A 4460-nucleotide genomic window follows, 5' to 3' on the forward strand; every position below is an offset into this window, starting at 1 on the left:
ACGGCGTTCGGTGCCCGAGACCGCCCACTCCCACTCCTTCGACAGCGGCAGCCGGGCGCCCCGCTCGGCCGCCGGCCGGGCGGCCGGGGCCGGCGCCACCCCCCCCCGCGGGCGGGGGGGGGGGGGCCGCGCCGGCGGCGGAGGGCTCCCCGCTACGGCAGTGGTTCGGCGTGCACCGGGAAGTGCAGGGACTGGTGCCCCCCGCTGGCGAGCATCCGGACCTCGCCCGAGTCGCTGATCTCGGCCCGGACGATGCCGGTGGCGTCCTCGTAGACGGGGTGGCCGCCGGGACCGGTCGTACTGGTGCGGGAGACCACGACGACGTCCTGCGGGGCCTGGGTGCCGGGCGTGCCCGGGAAGGTCAGTACGTAACGGTTCGCGGGGTTCATCGCCGATCTCCTCGGTCCACCTGGTCCCAGCTGTCCCTGGTGCCCATGCTGCCCCTACAGGTCTGCGCCGGGCCGGCCGGCGGCTTCCCGCCGTCGGATCAGGCGGCGGCCCCCGTGGCCCGGGCGGGAGCGCCGCGGACCTCCAACTCGTCGAGCAATCGGGCGGTGGCCCCGGCGACGGCTTCCACGGCGCGGTCGAAGGCCTCCTGGTTGTGCGCCGCCGGGGCGCGGAACCCCGACACCTTCCGCACGTACTGGAGGGCGGCCGCGTGGAAGTCCTCATCGGAGGCGTCCGGCGTCACGGGCGGTCTCAACGTCTTGATACTGCGGCACATGACCCCAGTCTCGCGCGCGGGGGCGCCGCTGGCGACCCCCATGTGTCACCGGCCGGCCATGGGCGGCACCTGGTGGGGTCATCCGATCGGATTAGGATTTCGCCCAGACGAATGGCCCGTCATCCCCGCGCCGCCCCGCTCCCCACCCCGCTCCCCCACCGGGTCGCCTGGCCCGGTCACCTGTCTGCACCGGCCCGACGACCGTGCCGGACCCCCTGCCCGGCTCCCGCCCGGGCGTCACCCCGGAGTCCCCCTTGCCACTCGCGCTGGTCGCCCTGGCCGTCACCGCGTTCGCCATCGGCACCACCGAATTCGCCGCCATGGGGTTGCTGCCCCAGGTCGCCGAGAACCTCCACGTCTCCATCCCCCAGGCGGGGTGGCTGATCTCCGCCTACGCCATCGGCGTGGTGATCGGCGCACCGCTGCTCACCGCGCTCGCCGCCGGACGGCCTCGCAAGCCCGTGCTGGTCGCGCTGGCCGGCCTCTTCGCGACCGGCAACCTGCTCTGCGCGATCGCGCCCGACTTCTGGTCGCTGGCGGCGGCCCGGTTGATCACCGGGCTGCCGCACGGGGCGTTCTTCGGCGCCGGGGCGGTCGCGGCCGCCGAGCTGGTCGCCCCGCACCGGCGGGCCCGGGCGGTCGCCGTGATGTTCTCGGGCCTGACCGTCGCCAACATCATCGGGGTCCCGGCCGCGACCCTGCTCGGGCAGCACCTCGGCTGGCGGGCCACCATGCTGGTGGTGGTCGCGATCGGCGCGCTCGGCACCGTCGCCATCGCGCGGCTGGTGCCCCAGCTGCCCACGCCCGCGCAGTCCGGCCTCCGGCACGAGCTGGGGGCGTTCCGCAGCGGACAGCTCTGGCTGGCCCTCGGCACGGTGGTGTTCGGCTGCGGGGGTTTCTTCGCCTGCTACAGCTACATCACCCCGCTGCTCACCGAGGTCTCCGGCTACGCCACCGGATCGGTGACGCTGGTGCTGGCGCTGTTCGGGGTGGGCATGACGATCGGCAACGTGCTGGGCGGCATCGCCGCCGACCGCGCGCTGCGGCCGACCGTCTGCGCCGCCTTCCTGCTGCTCGCCGCCACCCTGGCGCTCTTCGGGGTGACCGCCCGCTCCGAGTGGTCGGCCGCCCTGACGGTGGTGCTGGTCGGGCTCTTCGGCTTCGCGATCGTCCCGGCCGTACAGACCCTGGTGCTGCAGAAGGCCCGCAACGCCCCGACCCTCGCCTCGGCGACCGTGCAGGGCGCGTTCAACCTGGCCAACGCCCAGGGCGCGTACTTCGGCGGCCTCGCCCTGGACGCCGGGCTCGGCTGGACGTCGCCGACCCTGGTCGGCTCGGGCCTCGCCGCCTCGGGTGCGGTGATCGCGGTGATCGCCTGGGCCGCCGACCGCCGTCGCCCCGGGACGGCCGCCCCGGTACCGGCCCCGGCCCCCGGCCACCCCCTGCCCACCGCCGAGGCGGCCGCCCGCACCTGACCGGCCGGGCGGGGGCGCGCCGGGCGGGGCTCCCCCGCCCGACGGCCTCGCCCCGTTCGACCGCCTAGGCCGTCCGACGCTCCACCGGCTCGATCGTCCGGTGGGCGTCGGCCAGGAGGCGGTAGCCCTCGCCGTTGAAGGTGACGCCCGCCCGCTCCTCCTCGGTCAGCTCGCGCCGGATCCTGGCCGGCACCCCGGCGACCAGGGAGCCCGCCGGCACCTGCATGCCCTGCGGGACCACGGCCCCGGCCGCGACCAGCGAACCGGCCCCGATCCGGGCGCCGTTCAGCACCGTGGAGTTCATCCCGACCAGCACGTCGTCCTCGATCACGCAGCCGTGCAGGACGGCGTTGTGGCCGACCGAGATCCGCTCGCCGATCACCAGCGGGAAGCCCAGGTCCGCGTGCAGCGTGCAGTTGTCCTGGATGTTGGTGCCCGCGCCGACCGTGATCGCCTCGGCGTCGCCGCGGATCACCGCGCCGTACCAGACGCTCGCCCCGGCGCCGACCGTGACCGACCCGATCACCACCGCGTTGGGTGCGACGAAGGCGGTCGGGTCGATGTCGGGCACCCGGCCCCCGACTGCGGCGATCAGCGGCTCTGCCATGTCTCGTCCTCCTGGCGACAATCGACCGTCATGTGCCGGTCATGATGGCACCCCGGTCGTGGACCGCCCCCAGCACCCCGGTGATCGCGCCGGGGAGGTCACCGGACCACGCCGGTGGCCGCGAGGGTGCCGGTCGCCGTGGGCGGGGTGGCCGGGGTGGCCGGGTGGGTGTCGCAGAGGGCGGTGGCGACCAGGGCTTCGACGGTGGCGTTGGCCGCCGGGAGGTCGGAGAGGTCGTACGGGTTGACGGAGGCCGTGAACTGTCGCCGGCCGTCCGAGGCCCCGTACATCAGGGTGGTGTACCCCGGGATTCCGCCGCTGTGGCCCCAGTACTCGCCGCAGGCCGTCGACGTCCGCTGGAGGCCGAGGCCGTACTCGGCGGGACCGCTCTGCGGGGTGGTCCGCTTCATCTCGGCGAGTTGGGCCGGGGCGAGCAGCCGCCCGCCGAGCAGGGCGGAGACGAACCGGGCGAGGTCGGTGGTGGTGGAGATCCCGGCCCCCGACGCCCCGGCCATGCTCGGGTCGAGCAGGGTGACGTCCGCCGGTCCGGAGGCGAGCTTGTAGTAGCCGTGGGCGTGCGGGCCGGGGACGAAGGGCGAGTTGAGCGGCATCGAGGTACCGGTCAGACCGAGCGGGCGGATGATCCGGCGCTGGACCTCGTCGGCCCAGCCGCGGCCGGTGAGGCGCTCGATCAGCATCCCGATCACCACGTAGTTGGTGTTGGAGTAGTGCCAGCCCTGCCCGGGGGCGAAGTACGGGGGGTGCTGGGCGGCGAGGCCGACGAGCTCCTCCGGCGCGTACGGGCGCCAGCGGCCGACGTCGAGCCACCGCTGCAGGGCGGCGGGGTCCTCGTCGAAGGAGAAGGACGGGTCCTCGGTGTAGTTGAACAGGCCGCTGGTGTGGTTCAGCAGTTGGCGGACGGTGATCTGCCCGCCGTTCGGCACCACGCCGGGCAGGCGGCTCTCCACCGGGTCGTCCAGGCCGACCCGGTGCTCCGCCACGAGCTGCAGGACCACCGTCGCCACGAAGGTCTTGGTGACGCTGCCGATCCGGAACCGGCCGTCGGCGGTGGCCGGGGCGCCGGTGGCGAAGTCGGCCGTCCCGGCCGCGCCCTTCCAGACCGTGCGCCCGCGCTCGGCGACCAGCCCCAGCGCGGCGGAGGCGCCGCCCTGGGCCACCGGCCCGCGCACGGCCGCGTCCAGCGCCGCCCGGTCGACCCGGTCGGCGCCGCCGTCGGCCACCGGTCGGCCGGACCCGGGCCCCGCGCCCTGGGCACCCGCGACGGGGGCGAGGGCACCCACCAGGCCGGCACCGGCCAGCGCGACCGCCACCGCCCGTACGGCCAGCCCCCGCCGTCGCCGCCCCCGGTCCCGCCCGCCTTCCGGGCCCGTCCACTCCGCCCGGCCCGCCCGATCCCTCGTCGTTCCCGTCATGCCGCCGCCCTCCGGTGTCCGAACGGGCGGACTTTCCACAACATCCGCCCCGGTCCTGTCGACTGACACTCTGACAGTGCCGGGAGACGTACACGTCCGACCCAGGTCCCGAGCCTCTCCACCGCTGGTCCGATCTTCCGTCGGCGTGTCGCTCCACCCACAGGCGGAACAGGACCCTGACGGACCCGGGGGCACCCCTCCGCCCTGGGGCGGAGGGGTGC

The 4460-nt window shown here is 75.4% G+C and carries 5 protein-coding genes; 1 reads left to right on the forward strand and 4 read right to left on the reverse strand.

What is annotated here, in order from left to right; all coding sequences use genetic code 11:
* Positions 1–152 precede the first annotated feature (152 nt).
* Together ACFWA9_RS38365 and ACFWA9_RS38370 are read right to left on the reverse strand one after the other, a co-directional pair.
* The gene (locus tag ACFWA9_RS38365) at positions 153–389 is read right to left on the reverse strand and encodes a DUF6296 family protein (RefSeq protein ID WP_380394077.1); all 237 of its coding nucleotides are present in this window, start codon (positions 387–389) and stop codon (positions 153–155) included.
* 98 nt (positions 390–487) lie between these two features.
* Complete coding sequence (locus tag ACFWA9_RS38370) at positions 488–724, reverse strand: DUF2277 domain-containing protein (RefSeq protein ID WP_380394080.1); 237 nt, start codon at positions 722–724, stop codon at positions 488–490.
* Between the two features lie 254 nt (positions 725–978).
* Here ACFWA9_RS38370 and ACFWA9_RS38375 point away from each other — a divergent pair, with 254 nt between their 5' ends.
* A complete protein-coding gene (locus ACFWA9_RS38375) occupies positions 979–2199 on the forward strand; it encodes an MFS transporter (protein WP_380394083.1) in 1221 nt (406 codons plus the stop codon).
* Between the two features lie 64 nt (positions 2200–2263).
* On the opposite strand, the gene ACFWA9_RS38380 is transcribed toward ACFWA9_RS38375, so the two are convergent.
* Positions 2264–2806 carry a gamma carbonic anhydrase family protein gene (locus ACFWA9_RS38380; RefSeq protein WP_380394086.1) on the reverse strand — a complete coding sequence of 181 codons (543 nt, stop codon included), beginning with the start codon at positions 2804–2806 and terminating at the stop codon, positions 2264–2266.
* Positions 2807–2904: 98 nt separating this feature from the next.
* Positions 2905–4137: a serine hydrolase domain-containing protein gene (locus ACFWA9_RS38385; protein ID WP_380394089.1), complete on the reverse strand. Its 1233-nt coding sequence runs from the start codon at positions 4135–4137 to the stop codon at positions 2905–2907.
* Positions 4138–4460: the final 323 nt, after the last annotated feature.

This window comes from Kitasatospora sp. NPDC059973, assembly GCF_042737525.1.
Lineage (GTDB): Bacteria > Actinomycetota > Actinomycetes > Streptomycetales > Streptomycetaceae > Kitasatospora.